Source organism: Priestia sp. RMT2NF4 (assembly GCF_047872835.1).
Lineage (GTDB): Bacteria > Bacillota > Bacilli > Bacillales > Bacillaceae_H > Priestia > Priestia zanthoxyli.
In genome coordinates this window covers 702,726-720,819 of the sequence record NZ_JBLQZO010000001.1, presented here as the reverse complement: position 1 = coordinate 720,819, position 18,094 = coordinate 702,726, and the positions used below count along the sequence as shown (strand labels likewise).

Annotated in this window: 19 protein-coding genes and 2 riboswitches; of the genes, 16 read left to right on the top strand and 3 right to left on the bottom strand. The window is 38.0% G+C overall.

The annotated features are described in order from the left end of the window. Positions 1 to 12 precede the first annotated feature (12 nt). On the top strand, positions 13 to 834 hold the full coding sequence (locus ACMX9J_RS03605; RefSeq protein ID WP_416225426.1) for an alpha/beta fold hydrolase: 822 nt from the start codon (positions 13 to 15) through the stop codon (positions 832 to 834). On the opposite strand, the gene ACMX9J_RS03600 is transcribed toward ACMX9J_RS03605, so the two are convergent. Beyond that, complete coding sequence (locus ACMX9J_RS03600; protein ID WP_416225425.1) at positions 820 to 1,461, bottom strand: LysE family transporter; 642 nt, start codon at positions 1,459 to 1,461, stop codon at positions 820 to 822. The two genes, ACMX9J_RS03605 and ACMX9J_RS03600, sit on opposite strands and share 15 nt — an antisense overlap. Before the next feature lie 152 nt (positions 1,462 to 1,613). On the opposite strand from ACMX9J_RS03600, the gene ACMX9J_RS03595 reads away from it, so the two are divergent. From ACMX9J_RS03595 to ACMX9J_RS03575, 5 genes are all read left to right on the top strand, one after another. Then, positions 1,614 to 2,381, top strand: a complete 768-nt coding sequence (locus ACMX9J_RS03595; RefSeq protein WP_033579114.1) for a YqcI/YcgG family protein — start codon at positions 1,614 to 1,616, stop codon at positions 2,379 to 2,381. Next, entirely contained in the window at positions 2,356 to 2,664 is a 309-nt protein-coding gene (locus tag ACMX9J_RS03590; RefSeq protein ID WP_216889834.1) for a cupin domain-containing protein, read from the top strand. The genes ACMX9J_RS03595 and ACMX9J_RS03590 overlap by 26 nt, the downstream gene beginning before the upstream one ends. A gap of 21 nt (positions 2,665 to 2,685) precedes the next feature. After that, positions 2,686 to 3,270 (top strand): cysteine hydrolase family protein, encoded by a 585-nt coding sequence (locus tag ACMX9J_RS03585; protein WP_033579113.1) that lies wholly within the window; start codon positions 2,686 to 2,688, stop codon positions 3,268 to 3,270. A gap of 94 nt (positions 3,271 to 3,364) precedes the next feature. After that, the gene (locus tag ACMX9J_RS03580) at positions 3,365 to 3,856 is read left to right on the top strand and encodes a GNAT family N-acetyltransferase (protein WP_033579112.1); all 492 of its coding nucleotides are present in this window, start codon (positions 3,365 to 3,367) and stop codon (positions 3,854 to 3,856) included. Between the two features lie 103 nt (positions 3,857 to 3,959). After that, a complete protein-coding gene (locus ACMX9J_RS03575) occupies positions 3,960 to 4,328 on the top strand; it encodes a hypothetical protein (RefSeq protein WP_221817405.1) in 369 nt (122 codons plus the stop codon). Positions 4,329 to 4,364: 36 nt separating this feature from the next. Here ACMX9J_RS03575 and ACMX9J_RS03570 read toward each other — a convergent pair whose 3' ends face one another. Continuing rightward, the gene (locus ACMX9J_RS03570; RefSeq protein WP_047750873.1) at positions 4,365 to 5,804 is read right to left on the bottom strand and encodes an amino acid permease; all 1,440 of its coding nucleotides are present in this window, start codon (positions 5,802 to 5,804) and stop codon (positions 4,365 to 4,367) included. A gap of 102 nt (positions 5,805 to 5,906) precedes the next feature. Continuing rightward, a riboswitch (Lysine riboswitch) is annotated at positions 5,907 to 6,091 on the bottom strand. Positions 6,092 to 6,265: 174 nt separating this feature from the next. Next, positions 6,266 to 6,366, top strand: a riboswitch (TPP riboswitch). A 32-nt stretch (positions 6,367 to 6,398) separates the two neighbouring features. Here ACMX9J_RS03570 and thiT point away from each other — a divergent pair. From thiT to ACMX9J_RS03525, 9 genes are all read left to right on the top strand, one after another. Further along, complete coding sequence (thiT, locus tag ACMX9J_RS03565; RefSeq protein WP_047751853.1) at positions 6,399 to 7,007, top strand: energy-coupled thiamine transporter ThiT; 609 nt, start codon at positions 6,399 to 6,401, stop codon at positions 7,005 to 7,007. Positions 7,008 to 7,163: 156 nt separating this feature from the next. Beyond that, on the top strand, positions 7,164 to 8,582 hold the full coding sequence (locus tag ACMX9J_RS03560) for an ethanolamine ammonia-lyase reactivating factor EutA (RefSeq protein ID WP_154988673.1): 1,419 nt from the start codon (positions 7,164 to 7,166) through the stop codon (positions 8,580 to 8,582). A 26-nt stretch (positions 8,583 to 8,608) separates the two neighbouring features. Next, entirely contained in the window at positions 8,609 to 9,979 is a 1,371-nt protein-coding gene (locus ACMX9J_RS03555) for an ethanolamine ammonia-lyase subunit EutB (RefSeq protein ID WP_033579109.1), read from the top strand. A gap of 14 nt (positions 9,980 to 9,993) precedes the next feature. Next, positions 9,994 to 10,707: an ethanolamine ammonia-lyase subunit EutC gene (eutC, locus tag ACMX9J_RS03550; RefSeq protein WP_049164845.1), complete on the top strand. Its 714-nt coding sequence runs from the start codon at positions 9,994 to 9,996 to the stop codon at positions 10,705 to 10,707. A gap of 21 nt (positions 10,708 to 10,728) precedes the next feature. Continuing rightward, on the top strand, positions 10,729 to 12,078 hold the full coding sequence (eat, locus tag ACMX9J_RS03545; RefSeq protein ID WP_034266474.1) for an ethanolamine permease: 1,350 nt from the start codon (positions 10,729 to 10,731) through the stop codon (positions 12,076 to 12,078). 139 nt (positions 12,079 to 12,217) lie between these two features. Then, positions 12,218 to 13,150, top strand: coding sequence for a TcaA NTF2-like domain-containing protein (locus ACMX9J_RS03540; RefSeq protein ID WP_182029321.1), 933 nt, complete (start codon positions 12,218 to 12,220; stop codon positions 13,148 to 13,150). Positions 13,151 to 13,197: 47 nt separating this feature from the next. Further along, complete coding sequence (locus ACMX9J_RS03535) at positions 13,198 to 14,394, top strand: TcaA NTF2-like domain-containing protein (protein WP_182029319.1); 1,197 nt, start codon at positions 13,198 to 13,200, stop codon at positions 14,392 to 14,394. A gap of 380 nt (positions 14,395 to 14,774) precedes the next feature. Next, complete coding sequence (locus ACMX9J_RS03530; RefSeq protein WP_048019252.1) at positions 14,775 to 15,857, top strand: tyrosine-type recombinase/integrase; 1,083 nt, start codon at positions 14,775 to 14,777, stop codon at positions 15,855 to 15,857. Between the two features lie 141 nt (positions 15,858 to 15,998). Beyond that, the gene (locus tag ACMX9J_RS03525) at positions 15,999 to 16,433 is read left to right on the top strand and encodes a hypothetical protein (RefSeq protein ID WP_013083346.1); all 435 of its coding nucleotides are present in this window, start codon (positions 15,999 to 16,001) and stop codon (positions 16,431 to 16,433) included. A gap of 36 nt (positions 16,434 to 16,469) precedes the next feature. On the opposite strand, the gene ACMX9J_RS03520 is transcribed toward ACMX9J_RS03525, so the two are convergent. Continuing rightward, positions 16,470 to 16,922, bottom strand: a complete 453-nt coding sequence (locus ACMX9J_RS03520) for a MarR family winged helix-turn-helix transcriptional regulator (RefSeq protein WP_033579104.1) — start codon at positions 16,920 to 16,922, stop codon at positions 16,470 to 16,472. Positions 16,923 to 17,120: 198 nt separating this feature from the next. Between ACMX9J_RS03520 and ACMX9J_RS03515 the strand changes: the two genes are divergently transcribed. Beyond that, complete coding sequence (locus tag ACMX9J_RS03515; RefSeq protein ID WP_033579103.1) at positions 17,121 to 17,909, top strand: HAD family hydrolase; 789 nt, start codon at positions 17,121 to 17,123, stop codon at positions 17,907 to 17,909. Positions 17,910 to 18,094 lie beyond the last annotated feature (185 nt).

The window sequence follows — 18,094 nt, the reverse complement described above, 5'->3', positions numbered from 1 at the left end:
GAGGTGTTATATATGAACTATTTTATTCACGTAACTCCTAAGACTAAACTTTTTGTTCGGGATATTGGAAAAGGGGAACCCGTTCTTTTCCTTCACGGGTGGCCTGTTAACGCTAAAATGTACGAATACCAATTTACAACGCTGCCGGCCTGCGGTATTCGGTGTATTGCTCCTGATCTTCGGGGATTTGGAAAATCAGATACGCCTTTCACCGGCTATTCTTACAATCAATTAGCGGATGATATTCGTATGTTAGTAGAAAAATTAAGACTTAAAAATTATACGCTAGTAGGCTTTTCTATGGGGGGAGCCATTGCCATTCGATATATGAGTAGACACTTAGGATATGGCGTGAAGAAGTTAATTTTATTAGGGGCAGCGGCTCCAAGCTTTATTCAAAAAACTGATTTTCCATACGGACTTCCTTCTGAAGAAGTAAATACAATTATTCAAAATACGTATAGAGATCGTCCTAACATGCTTGAAGACTTTGGGAAAAAATTTTTTAATCAGCCTGTCAGCGCAGCTTTTAGAGGATGGTTTCAAGATTTAGGTTTAGAGGCATCTGGCCATGGAACGATTAAAACTGCGGTGTCTTTACGAGACGAAGACTTACGGGAAGATTTGAGTCAAATTTTCGCTGAGACATATATATTACACGGAAAAAAAGATCAAATTTGTCCATTTGATCTTGCAAAAGTAATGAATCGCCACATTTCATTTTCTACACTGATCCCATTTGAAAATAGTGGACACGGTCTTTTTTATGATGAACGTGAGAAAGTAAATGACACCCTTATTGAACTCATCAATAAAAGCTCAGCCGATAAGTAAGGATACACATTTAAAACCGAATTGGCAGCCAAATAAAAAAAGTAAAAAACCAGCACCTAACGTAATGAGGCGAAAAAGCTTAGGCGTGATAAATTTTCTTGTAAAATGAATGCTGCTCGCAATATTTAAATTCCAAAGAATGATGCCAAAAATAATAAAGAAGCTATGAAAAAAGACGGATAGCCACGTTTGACTTTGAAGGCTTTCGCTTAAGCTTGATCCAAATACACCAAACCAAAACACAATATTTAAAGGGTTCATAAGAGCAATAAAAAAACCTGTAAAAAACGACTTATCTTTTTTAGCAGAAGGGTTATTTATATCTACTGAAAAGGAACGAGAGACAGCTTGTTTCATACTTTGAAAGCCAACAAATGTGAGCATGACAAAACCCGTTGCATACAGGACAACCGTAACAGCCTGCATCTGAACAAAAGGGGTTAACCCTATTAAAATGAGAAGCATAAATAAGATATCGGCTGTCATTCCTCCTAAACCAACTAGCCAAGAAGCCCAAAATCCTTTTGTCAGACCTCTTTTAATCATCTCTATATTAATTGGACCTACCGGTGCTGCGAGACTAATACCTAGAATTATTTGTTTTATAGCAATCAAAAACCACTCCACAAACACAGCCTCCTTTCTAACTTGTCCAATAGTAGCTTATATATATATAGATTAGAATTTTATAATTTAGAAGCGAGATTTAGTTAAAAATACTCATAAACTTTCTTTTTTTTAATACACATGTAACGTTGAGTTCCATAAGGAGGGTTTTAATGGCATCAAAAATGCTTTTTCGAGCTAATGAGATTTTAGAGTCAACGCATGTCCCGTTCTGGGGGAAAGATGCTTTTCAATATTTCCAAAGCGATATATTATCAGAAGAAAATCCATTTCCCTGTATATTAGGGGTAGAAGGCTTTAAAAAAGATTTACTGCGTTTTTCATTTGTGACGACTCCTTATAACTATCAAGATATTAAACATGCAGCGGCGGCACTTAGAGAATACATAGATACATTTAAGACCATAGGTCGCTATACATCCTTTGTGTTATTCTTTAAGCCTGAACATAAAGAACGGTCAATGGAAGAGTACGAAACGATGTTCTGGGATACGCTGACGTTTCTTCATCAAATTGATCAAAAGAAATGGCCGCAAGATATTCCGAAAGACCCAAAAGATGCATTATGGGAATTTTGTTTTCACGGAGAACCTATTTTTGTCGTCTGTAATACCCCTGCTCATTCTCTACGTAAAAGCCGTAAGAGCAGAGGATTTATGATTACATTTCAGCCGCGGTGGGTGTTTGAAGGTATGACAGGAGATTCAAAAATAGGGAAGCATGTACAAAAAGTCGTCCGCGATCGGTTAAAAACATATGATGACGTATCAGCTCACCCTGAGTTAGGCTGGTATGGACAGCAGGAAAACAGAGAGTGGAAGCAATATTTTTTACACGATGATAATAACCATACTACCGGACAGTGTCCATTTAAATTAAAAAGGAGTGAGCAGCATGGACGTAAAAAAAGTCTCTATTAAAAAAGGAGTTGGCGGAAAGTTTGAAGAAGTAATTAAAGAGCTGCTTCCGGCGTATACTGGATACGTTGAAGTACAGCACGATATTGCTTTTCAAACACATCCGTCTCATACGCATCCAACTGATGAAATTCTTCATATCCTTGAAGGATCTATTTACTTTACAGTTGAACGTGATACGGTTCTATGTCAGGCCGGAGATCGGATACATTTACCGAAACAAACGGTTCATTCTTCAAAAGCCGGTCCTGATGGATGCACATACGTTATTTCCATTTTAAAATAAAGACGAAAGAAGATGATGCTTATGCTACGTTCCCGGCCAGTGTTGCTACTTATCGATGTACAAGAAGGGTTTTATTCACCCCAGTGGGGAGAAAGAAACAATTTAGATGCAGAAAAGAATATGCTGACGCTACTGCAAGCATGGAGGCGCCAAGACTATCCTGTCATTCACGTGCAGCATGCATCAGAAAATCCAGACTCTCCTTTACATCCAAGTTCAAAGGGGTTTCAGTTCAAAGAAGGATTTGGTCCACAAGAAGACGAATACTTAATTCGCAAGCACGTGAACAGCTGTTTCATTGGAACAGAGCTAGATAGCTATTTAAAAGCAAATGGCTATGATACGCTTATCTTAATAGGACTAACTACTAATCACTGCGTCTCTACGACTGCGCGTATGGCTGGAAATCTAGGGTATAGGACGTATGTTGTGAACGATGCAACGGCCTGTTTTGATTGTATGTCCTACGATGGAAAAACCAGACTTCTTGCAGAAGATGTACATACATTCGCACTGTCTTCCTTGCACGGAGAGTTTGCAACGGTCGTTTCTACAAAAGAGACTCTTCAAGTCCTTCAAACCTTTCAATATGCCCAAAACCAATAACCGATGTGCATACGCACATCGGTTTTTTATGTAGATTATGTTTCTTAAAAGAAGTAAAATAAAGATAATTCTATACTATAAGGAGTTTGTACATATGATCATTCGTTATGCTAAAGAAGAAGATTTACCTATGCTTGTTGAAATTTATAATCAGTCCGTTCAAACAAGTGCTGCTACTTTTGACTTAACGCCTGTAACAGTAGAACAAAGAAGGGGCTGGTTTAATAATCATATTAGCAATGAACTTTTTCCACTTATTGTCGCGGAAAAAGATGGAGTAGTAGCGGGCTATGCTTCGCTTTCCTCGTATCGAGATAAAGAAGCGTACATTCAAACAGTAGAGCTATCGATTTATATTGATAAAAATCAACAAGGGCATGGTATTGGGAAACAGCTTATGAAGCGCATTTTGGAATTAGCTAAAGAGCTCGACCATCACGTTGTCATTTCAGGAATTACAAAAGGGAATGATATCAGTATCAAAATGCATGAGCAATTTAATTTTACATTTTGCGGAGAGTTTAAAGAAGTGGGCTGGAAATTTGATCAGTGGCAAGATGTACTTTTTTATCAGCTTATTTTATAAGATGTATGACACCTTTACACATTGTAACGTTTTAGTTTCATGTGTAAAGGTTATTAAAATAATAAGTTGTTTTATTATTTTAATACGAAAGGTGTTAGCTATCATGAGTACACATTTTCAATATCAACATCTAAGAGCTGTGCCGAAAAGATGGTCCCAAAAAGAACTGCATATCCAGCTGAATAGAATCAAACACAATTCTGAACTATCTACTATAGCAGCAGATCCGCTTTTTCATCTGTTAGAATGTACCCGTTCAGGCCTTCAAACTAAACAAGAAATCATAGACTACATCCAAACCATTCCTAATCACCAACTTCCATCTTTTGCAACTCATTTAAGCAGGTTAATTCAGCGTATTTATTATATCGAAGCTGCTGATTACTATAACCGTCCCCTCAAAGGTTATATGCTTGTTATGAAAAACCAACCCGCTTATATATCTCTTCATTTTGACGATCAGCTCATATAAAAAAAGCTCTCTATTCTTTTGAATAGAGAGCTTTTTTTATTCGTATTTTTTCACTGTTACTTGACATTCTTTTAACGGGATAAGCTTCGACTTTTTCGTCCATTTGTATCCTAACCAAACAATTAAGAATAAAGGAAGTCCGATATAAGAAACAAGTACACCGTACCAGTCAATCGAGTCACCCATAAATGCCGAATAGTTTTGGCCTAAAATAACAACGGCACATAAAATAAAGGCAAAGATAGGGCCAAATGGGAAAAGTTTTGCATGATATGGAAGTTCACTCAAATCATGACCTTGAGCAACAAATGCTCTTCTAAAACGATAGTGGCTGATCGCAATTCCTAACCAAGCAATAAAACCAGACATACCAGAAGCGTTAAGTAACCACGTATATACCGCACCGTCTCCAAAAAATGAAGCACCAAATGCAAGTGTACCGACAAGTGCCGTTGCGATTAAGGCATTAACTGGAACGCCTCGTTTATTCACTTTTGCTAAGAACCTTGGTGCTTTTCCATCTTTCGCTAAGTTCCACAGCATACGCGTAGAAGCATACATGCCTGAGTTACCAGCAGATAAAACAGCTGTTAAAATAACGGCATTAATCGCTGATGCTGCAAACGCCAGACCTGCTCGTTCGAATATTAAAGTAAACGGACTTACTCGCACGTCATCACTTGCTAATGAATTCGCTGTGTATGGAATAAGCATTCCAATAACAAAAATAGCTAAAATATAAAATAACAAGATGCGCCAGAAGACTTGTTTAACTGCGCGAGGAACCGTTTTTTCCGGATCTTCACTTTCTCCAGCTGCGACTCCAAGCAACTCTGTTCCTTGGAATGAAAAACCAGCTGCCATAAAGATACCTAGTACAGTGAAGAATCCACCGTGAATCGGTCCATCACCAAGCGTGAAGTTTTTAAAACCTGGTGCTTCATTGTTAAAGATACCAAAAATCATCATAATACCAATAACTAAAAAGATAATAACCGTTACTACTTTAATTAACGAAAACCAAAATTCAGATTCACCAAATCCTTTTACAGAAAGGTAGTTAAGCCCAAACATAATTAATAAAAACAGGGCACTCCATAAAATAGAAGAAGAGTTCGGGAACCAAAATTTCATAATAAGGGCTCCAGCAGATAATTCAGCTGCAATCGTAATAGCCCAGTTATACCAGTAGTTCCAGCCGAGAGCGAAACCAAAGGATGGATCTACAAAACGAGACGCATACGTACTAAATGAACCAGCTTCAGGCATATAAGCTGCGAGCTCTGCTAGGCTGGTCATCAAAAAGTAAACCATTACGCCAATAATAGCGTAAGCTAAAAGCGCTCCCCCAGGTCCTGCTGTGTGAATTGCTCCACCACTTGCTAGGAATAAGCCGGTTCCGATGGCTCCTCCTAATGAAATCATCGTTAAGTGGCGAGATTTCAACCCACGTTTTAATTCTTGCTGCTCTTGCATAGATAAATACTCCTTTCGAATGTACGGAAAGAGACGGGATAACATAAAAAAAGCCCGCAGTATATGTGCGCGCTTTTAAATCTGAAAACCGCGTCAACCTTCCGTGAAGATAGCTCTTCACATCACTCGCATGATGTGACAGTTCTGTTCCTGTTCGGAGACAGCCCCAGCTTAAATCAACCGAGAAGTGATTTAAACTTCGGCAATTTTTCCTTTCAAGCAACATCCTCAATGTTCTCTGCATTTCCGTTACTTTACTATTAAAAACTGCGACCTCTACCTCATCGATTAGGATGAGGGTTTTTTATATTCAATTGACATAAAAGAAGTATAACAAATACTAAAACGATTGTCATTATAAAAAATAGATTCAGAAAATAGAAACATCTTTGAAATCTCTCGAATCTATTTTGTTACGTATGGTATAATAAACATTGTCTTTATACTACATAAATATCCAAACGTACCACAGGGGGAGCCGCCGTGCTGAGAGTGAACGAAATGTTCAGACCCTTTGAACCTGTTAGTTAACGCTAGCGTAGGAATGTGGGAATAGTAGCATATATTTGCTTACTCCTGTGTAAACCGTTTGATATGAATGATTCAAAAACAGGAGTGAGAAACGTGAATAAAGCATTACCTTTACAGGCTAAAATTGAAATAGCTATTTTTGCAGCATTGGCACTTCTACTTGACCTTTTGCCTTCAATTAAAATTGCGACGGCTGTGAGCATTTCGTTCTCCATGGTGCCCATTTTTATTATGTGCTTTCGCTGGGGAGTAAAAGGCGGGGCTCTATCTGGTCTATTATGGGGACTTTTGCAGTTAGCGACAGGAACAGCTTATATTTTAACAGCGCTACAAACATTTATTGAATATATTGTAGCTTTTGCTTTTATAGGTTTTGGAGGTATTTTTTCACAATCTATTAAAACAAATTTAGCTACCAATAACAGATCAAAAGCTTTTGTTTTAATTGTTTTATCCCTTATTATCGGCAGCTTCGCACGTTATTTCTGGCACTTTATTGCTGGTATTATTTTCTGGGGATCGTACGCACCAAAGGGTATGTCCGCTCTGTGGTATTCTTTTTCAATGAACGGTATTTCAATGGTAGGGTCACTAATAGCCTGCTTAGTCATTCTTTCATTGTTAATTCCATCGGCATCAAGAATGATTGTAACTAAATCACACTCATCATAAGAAAAAAGACTAAATCTGCCAAGATTTAGTCTTTTTTCTTATTTGTCACCTTTGTTTACACAAAAGTGTGTCAGGTTTGATAACATAGTTAGTGAAATATTCAAAAAACTGTTTTATGATAGTCAACATATTCAAACGAGATAAAGGATTGATCGTATGCTACAGAAATGGATCACGAGCATAGGTTTAGATATTGGAACAAGCACAACAAAACTGATTGTAAGCAAACTGTTAATAGCAAATCAACAAAATCAGTTTACGCTGCCAGGCTGTCAAATTATTGATCGTCGCGTAACGTATGCAAGTTCCATCTATACAACACCTATGGTAAACGAGGTTGAAATCGATGTTCGAAGGTTAACGCTATTACTAGAAAAAGAGTACAAAAAAGCAGGGATCTCCTTAGATCAAGTGGAGGCGGGTGCTGTGATCATCACAGGAGAAACGGCTCGGAAGCAAAATGCAGAGAGTATCGTTCACTATCTAGCTGAACACGCTGGGAATTTTGTTGTTGCAACAGCTGGTGCTGACTTAGAAGGAATGTTAGCGGCAAAAGGATCGGGAGCAATCGAACATTCTGCTGAAACCAATAAAGTGATTGCCAATATTGATGTAGGTGGAGGCACTGCTAACATCGCCTTATGTCAAAATGGAAAAGTGATTGAAACGTTTACCCTGCATGTAGGCGGAAGATTAATTCGACTAAACGAAGATGGTATTGTTACCTACGTTTCGTCTTATTTAACTGAATTTTTAAAAAATAATTCTCTGATGCTTCAAGAAGGCGAAAAAGCAACATTTGAAAAACTCTCGTCTATTTGCAAATTGCTAGCTAAAGAAACCGTGGATTATGTGAGCGCACTGAAGCAAACCTCTTTGCTGCTCGTTTCCCCTCATACAAGATCTTCTACTCGGCCAGAGACAATCATGGTCTCGGGAGGAGTAGGAGCCATGATAGAGAAGGAGAAACCAAAAACAGTGAAGGAAGTGGCCATACACGGAGACATTGGTCCGCTGCTAGCTTATCAGTTTCAAGCCATACAGGTATCTCAAGCCGCTGAAACAACGCGAGCCACTGTCATTGGAGCTGGTATGCAAAATACAGAAGTTAGCGGATCAACCGTATACATTAAATCAAAGCGGCTGCCGCTAAAAAATATTCCGATTATAGAGATACCCGTACAGCAAGAGGAGGAGTGGAATCCGCAGCTGTTTCAAGAAAGAGCTCGAACGGCATGTATGCAGGCTTCAACTGTTTTCAGCGCAGAAGATCCTCCCGTTGCTATTGCTTTATCTCATTTCCCTTACTGCAGCTATATAATGCTGCAAGAATTAGCAAAAGTAATAAGCGCTGAATTTGGTGCTTGTTTTAAAGGAGCTAAGTGCCTCGTTGTTTTATGCGAGCAGGATATTGCTAAAGCTTTAGGACAAGCACTAGCCAAACAGGAGAACGAATTAGAAATTATTTGTTTAGATCAAATTGACTTTACCCACGGAGATTATATCGATCTAGGGTTACCCGTAGCTGGAGAGGCAATCTCTGTTTCGATTAAAACACTCGCTTTTTCATCATAATCAACTGAACATACAAGGAGGAAAAGATGTTTAAAACTACCCGGTTGTTAGGAGAAACGTTTTCATTTTATAGCTTGAAAGAAATTATGGCCAAAGCAAACGAAGAACGTTCTGGAGATCAGCTCGCAGGAGTTAGCGCTGAGTCAATGAAAGAACGAATGGCAGCCAAACAAGTGCTAGCTGATATCACACTTGCTGATATTCGAAATTACCCGCTGCTAAGCGCAGATGAAGACAACGTCTCGGCATTAATCGAAAGTCAGATTGATTCATCGGTTTACGACATTATTAAAAATTGGACAGTAGGGGAGTTAAGAGAATACATCTTATCTGATGAGCATACCGGAGAAGACCTTCTTGCGCTTAGCAAGGGATTAAACAGCGAAATGATTGCGGCAGCTACTAAAATTATGTCCAATTTAGATTTAATTCAAGGAGCTGCCAAGATAGAAGTGCAAACTACTTGTCAAACGACTATCGGTCAAAAAGGCGTATTGGCTTCAAGAGCCCAGCCTAATCATCCTTCAGATAACTTAAAAGGAATGAGAGCATCTCTCTACGAAGCGTTAAGCTATGGAATTGGAGATGCGGTTATCGGAATTAACCCTGTTATTGATACAACGGATAATATCTACGCGCTTTTAAATGAAACAAAAAATATAATCAACGAATGGTCAATTCCTACACAAAACTGTGTATTATCACATGTGACGAGTCAAATGAGAGCAATCGAAAAAGGAGCAGCTGCTGACTTGATTTTCCAAAGTTTAGCAGGCACAGAAGCCGGTAATGATTCATTTGGGATTTCACTGTCTATGCTCGATGAAGCGACAGCGTTAATTCATGAAAAAGGGACAGCAAAAGGTCCGAACCGCTGGTATTTTGAAACAGGACAAGGTTCTGAACTGTCAGCAGAAGCCCACTATAATATTGATCAAGTAACGCTCGAAGCTAGATGCTACGGATTAGCTCGCCACTACAAGCCTTTCTTAGTTAACACGGTTGTTGGATTTATTGGACCTGAATATTTATATAACAGCAAACAAGTCCTGCGAGCTGGGCTAGAAGATCACTTTATGGGCAAAATGCACGGCTTGCCTATGGGAGTAGACGTATGTTACACCAACCACATGGATGCTGATCAAAACGATATGGATAATTTAAGTATGCTTCTAGGAACAGCTGGGGTGAACTTTGTAATAGGAGTGCCCATGGCTGATGACTGCATGCTAAACTATCAGTCTCTTAGTTATCATGATATCGCAACCGTGCGCAATGTACTCGGCCGTACCCCAACGCCGTTATTTCAAAAATGGCTTGAAGATCAGCGTATTATGGAAAACGGACGCTTCACATCAAGAGCTGGAGACCCAACTATTTTTATGAATTTGATTTAAGGAAGGTGCTTACTATGATACCAAAGTCAAATCGCGATCCGCTTGAAACACTTAAACAATTTACCCCTGCCCGCATAGGTGTTGGCCGTACGGGAACAAGGCCGCTAACAAAAGACGTTTTATCTTTTCGCACAGATCATGCCGCAGCCGTAGACTCTGTATACGGCTCAGTTTCAGAAGATATTCTATCTGAGTTTAACCTTTTTTCTGTGAATACACGCGCGGAGTCAAAAGAACATTATTTAAAACGGCCGGATCAAGGGAGGTTATTAGCAGATGACGCTAAGAAAGAGATTTTAAAAAACTGCGTGCAGCAGCCTGATGTACAAGTAGTGGTATCAGATGGACTGAGCGCTAAGGCAATTGAAGAAAACATGAGCGACGTGTATCCTGCTTTAATTGATTCACTGGAGTCATATGGACTTCGTATCGGGACTTCGTTTTTTGTAAAAGGAGGACGAGTTGCATGTATGGATGAAATTGGTGAAATCATAAAGCCAAAAGCACTTGTGCTATTGATTGGAGAGCGACCTGGGCTGGTCAGTGCTGAATCCATGAGTGCTTACATGTGCTATGAACCTAGCAAAGGCAAAAAAGAGTCTGATCGTATGGTTATTTCTAATATTCATAAAAGAGGAACGCCTCCTATTGAGGCAGCCGCACATATCGGTACCATGATTGACAAAATGATTAAGCAGCAAACAAGCGGTGTACATCTTATTGTCTAAACATCAAAAGGAGGAGAACGTATGGCGTTACAAAAACAATTAAAACCTATTCATTTATGGGCTATTTCAGTTGGTATGGTTATTTCAGGACAATACTTTGGGTGGAACTACGGGTTTGAACAAGGCGGGATTATCGGACTTGCAATTGCAACCTTAATTGTAACGGTGTTTTACACAACGTTTATGTTCAGCTATGCAGAGCTTTCAACATCTATCCCGCAAGCTGGTGGACCTTCAGCTTATGCAAGAAGAGCACTTGGACCTTTTGGCGGATATATCGCCGGAATTGCATGCTTGCTTGAATTTATTTTTGCTCCTCCTGCTATTGCGGTATCAACAGGAGCATACCTGCACTTTCTTATCCCAGCCGTTAACCCTGTATATGCAACGGTAGGTGCCTTTATTTTCTTTGTTTTACTAAATTTAATCGGGGTAAAAGAAGTAGCGGTGATTGAGCTTACAGCTACCATTGTTGCACTAATTGGTTTATCTATTTTTTATGTAGCTGGTTTGCCTCATGTACAAACATCAAATATTTTTAACGATCATTCATTTATTAACGGGCCAACAGGGGTACTAGCGGCTATTCCATTCGCTGTTTGGTTCTATCTTGCAATAGAAGGCGGAGCAATGGCAGCGGAAGAAGTGGAAAACCCTAAGAAAAACATTCCTAAAGGATTTATTGGAGCGATTATTACTCTTGCAACCGCAACGTTGTTTACGCTATTTGTAACAGCAGGACTTGGCGGAGGAAGCGGGAAGCTAGCCGATTATCCACTTCCGCAGGCACTGTCTTCTGTATATGGAAACGGCATTTCAACCGTTGTTGCTATTATCGGGCTATTCGGATTGATTGCTAGTTTAAATGGAATCATCATGGGATTTTCAAGACAAACCTATGCGCTTGCACGAGATGGTTACTTCCCTAAATTTCTTGCTAAAACGAATAAAAAAGGAGTTCCTGTCGGCGGTTTGTTGATTCCGGGAGCAATCGGTGTGATTTGTGCAGGATCTGCCACGTTTGCCAATGCCCTTATTATCTTATCTGTATTCGGAGCAATGATGATGTACTGCATCAGTTTAGTTTCTCTTTTTATTTTACGCAAAAAAGAACCTAACTTGTCTCGTCCTTTTAAAGTAAATTACCCGGTAGTGCCAAGCGTTGCTTTAGTATTAGGGATTCTGTGCTTATACAGCATTATAAAATACAGTGTGCTTACAACAAGTTTAATGCTGTTTGGTGTTTCTCTACCTTTAATGTATGTGATTCTTGGCATTTTCCTTCTTTCAATTATTTACTATGTTTTTTATGGTTCAAGACAGCTTAAAAAAGAGGCATCCAATTCATATCAAGAAGCATCTATTAAATAAGAAGAAAAACGGCTGCTGTAAGAGCAAGCCGTTTTTCTTGTGAAATTAAAGGGTTGAGCGTTTTTTTGTAGAATGATATACTAGGTCTGTTTGTTGGAAGAATATACATACATTTATATTAGATAAAGAAGGGGCAATTATGATGAACAAACGTAATACAATCATTATCACGGTTGTTTCATCTATTCTGTTATCAGCCTGTCAGCAAGAAGAGACAATAAAAGACGGAAATACAATGATAGTAGAAAAAGATGCAAAAAAAGTACTAAACGAACCAAAAACACAGGTAGAAAGCATTCAATCAATTGATTTGAATAAAGAAGCAATGAGCGGAAAATTTATCACAGCCTGGATGACTGATTATTTTTCAGCGTTCGGAAAAGCAATTGATGACAACTCTTTTAATGATCTAAAAGCTTTTTTGAAAGCGGACAGTTCTTTTTATAAAGAGCAGAACCTTCTTGTTGAAAATTTCACACGACAAGGCATCGAGCAGAAAAAGCAAACGTTTCATATTGTCAATTGGTATGAAGAACCTAACCATGTGTTCAAAATACAAACCCACGAGGAAAGCTTATTAAAACAGCCCGGCAAAGATCCTTACAGCAAAGTTTGCGACCGCCTTTATACAGCTGTTTACCAAAACGATACGTTAAAGCTATCGAGTGTAGAACCATTCGACTTTTCATCTAAACCAAATACACACACTGAAACTCCCACTACACAAACAACAGATTTACACGACTACGATGGAAAATGGACCACTGGCAATGATAACGGATCTCCTATCATTCAATTTCTTGCTACATCCAACTCGGAAGCGACGATTAAAATAAATTCGTACCAGCCACCTAGCAAAATCCGCGTGTCAACCGTTGAACAAAAAAATATTCGCTTTGAAAATAACCAAGCCGCCATTGAATATGAAAATGATGGGCAAGGAAATAAAGGAACCATTGTCATTACGCTTAAAGAAAACTCCATTTCGTTACTTGCTAAAACAGTTCAACATAAAAAGGCAAAATGGGGAATTCCAAGCGGTGATTACGTACTCGATACGTTCGAAAATTAAAGATCCTTTTAAGAATAGACTAAATTCGGCATTGAGGAGGACACCTTATGCATAAAAAATGGACGATTGCATTCGTTCTACTGCTGCTAATGGTTTTGACGGCCTGTGAAGAAAAAGAAACAGTTAAGTTATCCAAACCAACCGAACCTTCCTCAGATGAAGTGATCCCAAAAGATCAAGCTAAGTCATCTATCAAGCCTGATCTTGTATCAGAAAAAAAAGCAGAAAAAACTGCAGTTGAGACGATGAATAAAATTTCAAGCACCTATAAAGAATTAGGTGAAGAGTATGAATGGGATAATGAATCTAACCCTGCTGATTATGAAACGTTAAAAAAAGCGCTAACGCCATATGCAACATCATCTTTAATTGCAACAAAGTTAAAAAGTATCTCCACTAACTATTACTGTAAAGAATGTAATATGAGCTTTTTCCCTGATGTTAATCATCTTATTCGATTTGAACTTATTAACAATCACGCCGGGCAATTTTCGGTGTCAGCCATTGAACCAATTAGTAAAGAAGGAAGCGGCGGACTGACCATTTACATGAATTTTAAATACGTTAATAAGCAATGGAAGTTAAATGAATGGGATGAAGTTACCTATCATCAAAAATACCTCAAAATTACGGCCGATGAATATATGGAATACGTGAAGTTAATTAATCCTTCTAGTGATATTTCATACCAAGGCGAAACAACCCGCACAAATGAAAAAGGGGAAAAGGAAGAAATCATGGTTTTCAAAGAGAACCATACAAAGTATGCCATCAGCAAAAACAGCTCTCAGCGAATCGACGACTTTAAAGAAGATGAAAAAGAAAAAGAAGAGAAGGAAGAAAAAGAGTTTAATTTAAAAAATATCCCAAAAGTTGATCAAGAAACAGCAGATATTTTTATTGAACATTATTTGCGAGATTTAACAAAGTCCATTAACACAAATAAATTCGAACACGTACAGCCTTATATCCAGCGTGACAGTGTTTTGTGGAATGATCAAAAGCAGCTTGTGAAAATGCTGTATGAAAGAGACATTCGAGAAGAACTCGTTGATTATTCGGTATTAGACGTTGAACCTGTGAGTGAAAAAGAAGATGATGATGAAACGGTCTATACAATCCAAACAAAAGAAGTTATTTCCATTACAACGAACGGTCAAAGTCAAGAAAAAGAGTATTACCGAACGTATACCGTTTCTTACAGCAACAAACAGTTGTATCTGACAAAAATTGAATCACTTTAAAAAACATCACGTTCTGCGTGATGTTTTTATGTATACACAATTTGTGTAATTCCTATCATGATAGATTTTAACGTTCCACCATAAAAAGCAAATCTTTAGAAAGAGCATTTTAAAAAATACTTTACTATACTAACGCAAGATAACTCTTTCTTATCAAGCGTTCACATGATAAAGTAGAGTAATAAGCAAAAAATAGAATTTATTTTACATATAATGGATGTTTTTATTAAAATCTTAAAAAAACGGCTTTCTAAATTGAGTTTTGAGAGGTTTTTGAAAAATTTTAATGGTATTTGTTGCAGTTTGATAAAAATTCATTATATACAATTTTGGATCATTTAAAAGGTATTCATTTATTTGTGGTAATTAGGAGGGTTAAAATGGAAGAATTTGAATTATCGCCTGCGAAAAATTCGTTTCGCCAGCTAAAAGAGCAGTGGGAAGAGGCAGAGCTCTTAGATGAAGATAACAACTTGAATTTAAAGCACGTTTCAGATGAAGAATTTATTCAGCTCTTTTTTTCAATGCGTATTATCAAAAAATCACTTTCTCCTCATACAATCAGATCTTACAATCAAGACATGAAAACGATTCTGTCTTTTTTCTATGAACGAGAGATTACATTAAAATCGATTGGATTTATGGAAGTCAAATTATTTAATGAAGAAATGATAAATCAATATGCCAATCGCACTGCTGCAAGAAAACTAGAATTTTTTAGAAGAATGCTAGAGTTTGGACACGCTACTCATTTTTATCCTTCGCTGTATACGACGTGGATTGAAAAACCATCTATCGCAAAAGGACATTACAGTGATAAGGAAAAACAAAATCGTACCGAATACCGAGAGCTAACCGATCGCGAAGCCCAGGTGATTGTAAATGCGTTAGAATCCGTCGTGCGCATTCGCCAGCATGAAAAGGAATTCAAAGCGCGCAATCGCTTAATGGGAATGCTGTTGTATATGAGTGGAATGCGTTCAAGTGAACTGCTAAGTTTAAATTGGGGAAGCTTCCGCGAAGACCGCCGCGGAAATTTGGTTGTAGATGTGATTGGTAAAGGAAAAAAAGAACGCACTATTCCCGTGTTTGATGATGTGAAAGAAACGCTTTTCACTTATCGGCAAGCGTTAAATGAAAGCACCGAACTAAGTCCTTTTGACACTGAACCGCTTTTTTACTCCATTAAAGAGTATTATCGTACCGGCGAAAAAAAGCGATTATCCTATACAACGTTGTATCGAACGATTAAATCAGCTGTTTATAAAGTGAAAGGAAACGCGTCTATTTCTCCTCATTGGTTTCGTCATACCTTTATTACAAATAGTTTAGCTAATGACGTTCCGCTTGCGGTTGTGAAACAAGTAGTAGGGCATTCTTCTATTGCTACAACGAACGTTTATCTTGAAAAACTTCAAGAGGATACGGTATACGACGCGTTTCGAAAGTCGGGCTATCGCTAATCACTTATAATATTTTTATGTAAACTAAAAAATATATATTTTCATTTTTACTGCTTATGCGTATGAAATAAGTTGTATAAATGAATAAGTTACTTTTCCTACAATATAATGGTAGAAAGTCGATAAAGGAGGGAGCTACCTATGACGGCTAAACATCCGCTTCACTACCATTTCGGAGAAGTAACGGAGCTTTTTCATTACATATACGAAGTTTGTGAAACAGCAGGTATTTATATTGACTGGAGCGGAACAGCCCAAACCGTTCAGCTATATCGAAGTAAAGAATCTTTTTTATCCGGAGAACGCTACATCGGAGCGATTCAATATGAAGGGAGCAATCAGTTTCAAAAAAGATGGCCTTCTACCGTCAGTTTGAGATTTCGACGTGCAAACTTGTCGTTTATTTTAAAATATTGTTTAGAACAAATTGAAGACTACCGCAAAGACACAAATAAAGAACCCTTCATTAATCCAAATGCAGAATCCATCGCGTTTAAATTCACCTCTTTAACAGATGAAACCAAACAAGTGATTTCAAAAATTAAAGAAGTATTATGTATTGCCAACTACGTATAAAACCCCGCAGAATGTTACCTGTGGGGTTTTGGGTATTTAACGCAGGTTTTCTGCGTCTTGAAGCAATTGTTCGGCGCGGAATTCAAGTTTTTGTAAAGTGTCGGTATAAATCTTTACCTGCTGCTCGTTTAGCTGGGACGTTAATTCGGAAAATACCTGTTCTACAGCAGGCGTCACTTCTGTTTTTAAACGCAGGCCGTCTTCTGTTATTTGAATAAAAAACGAGCGGCGATCTTCTGGATTTCTAACACGCTGAATCCAATTTTGTTTTTCTAGTAAATCTAAAATTTTAGTCAGCGTCGCTTGATCTTTATCTGCTCGCTCAGCTAATTGCTTCTGTGTACTATATTCAGCTTCTGATACGCGCTTTAAAACGGTCCACTGTTCTGGCGTAATCCCAAAAGGACGTAAGTGTGCGGCAACGACTCTGCTTAAGCGCTTACTTGTACGAACGGTGGGAATGCCGAATATTTCTTCTAACGATTCCATATAAAACCTCCTGCATATATACCTGCTGTGATTATATCAGCTGTTTTTATTTCTGTAAATTTGTTTGTAAAGGTGATCCTTTATAAAAATAAATTTACACAATAAATTGCAAATACACTAGACTTATTGTGTGTATCCTTGTAATCTAGTGTAAGAATAGTTAAACTTTTTCAAAAACAGTAGGGGGTACACACATCCATGATTAAAGCGGTTTTTTTCGACCTAGATGACACGCTACTTTGGGATCAAAAAAGCGTAAAAGAAGCATTCGTTGCAACATGTACATATGCAAGTGAAAAATATAATCTAAAACCTGAAGAACTAGAAGAAGCGGTGCGTAAGGAAGCAAGAGAATTATATGCTTCGTATGAAACCTATGAATTTACGCAAATGATTGGCATTAATCCATTTGAAGGGTTATGGGGAAATTTTCTAGACGATCATGATCAATTCCGAAAAATGAAAGATATTGTTCCTACTTATCGCAAAGAAGCTTGGACTCGAGGCCTTCGTGCTCTAGGAATTCACGACGATGCTTTTGGAGCGGAATTAGCTGAACGTTTTCCATTAGAGCGCCGCAAAACACCTTTTGTATACGAAGAAACGTTTGAAGTGCTTGATCAATTAAAAGGAAAGTACAAGCTGCTGCTGTTAACAAACGGTTCACCTGACTTACAAAATACCAAATTAGATATTACATCAGAACTAGTTCCATATTTTGATGAGATTGTGATTTCAGGGGCATTTGGCCGGGGTAAGCCTGATCCATCTATTTTCGACCATGCTTTATCACTTATGGATTTAAAGAAAGATGAAGCGATCATGGTTGGAGATAATTTAATGACAGATATACTGGGTTCTTCTCGCGTTGGAATGAAATCTGTATGGATTAATCGTCACGATAAAGAGCGAAATGAAGTCATTCCTACTTATGAAATTACCCATTTAAGTGAACTGCATTCAATTTTAGATGAACTAAATTCGTAATACGAACAAACAAAAAGAGGCGTAAATCGTCTCTTTTTTTGTTGTAAAAACAAGTACAAAAGTCTCTGAAAGTCCTATATCCGTTCCAAATCTCACTGACTTCAGTCACTTTTTCTTCTTCCTGCATAGTAAACCAATCTTATCCTTGATTCCCAGATAAATACCATGTAGCATAGTATATAGAC